Annotated in this window: 1 protein-coding gene; it reads right to left on the reverse strand. The window is 51.2% G+C overall.

Annotated features, from left to right (window positions below):
* A partial coding sequence (locus R7044_RS26225; protein ID WP_225456121.1) for an efflux RND transporter permease subunit occupies nt 1-629 on the reverse strand: 629 nt, incomplete at both ends.

A 629-nucleotide genomic window follows, 5' to 3' on the forward strand; every position in this document is an offset into this window, starting at 1 on the left:
GATCTTTTGCCAATCACTTGCCAGCGGTTCTTATCCGTGAGTGGCGTTCGCTCAATGTGCTTGTGGACGTTTTCTATCATCACGATGGCACCATCCACCATTGCACCGATGGCGATGGCAATCCCCCCGAGCGACATGATGTTGGCATTAATGCCTTGAGAATGCATCACGATGAACGCTGCAAGGATGCCGACAGGCAAGCTCAGGGCGATAACCAATGAAGAGCGAATATGGAACAAGAACAGTGCACAGACGATGGCTACGACGATGAACTCTTCCGCTAATTTCTTCCAAAGGTTGTCGACAGCTGCATTGATCAGCGTAGAACGGTCGTAAGTGGTGACGATTTCAACGCCATCCGGCAAGCTACGCTGTAAATCTTCCAGCTTGTCTTTAACTTTGCTGATCACCTCACTCGCGTTTTCGCCATAGCGCATCACGATCACGCCACCCACCGCTTCACCTTCGCCGTTAAGCTCAGAGATACCGCGACGCATTTGCGGACCTAAGTTGATGTCAGCAATGTCGCCCAATAAGAGCGGTGTACCTTTGTCGGTCACTTTAAGCGGCAGCGATTTAATGTCTTCGATGCTGGTCAAGTAACCGGTGGTGCGAACCATGTGCTCAGC

The organism is Vibrio sp. 1402 (genome assembly GCF_033340275.1).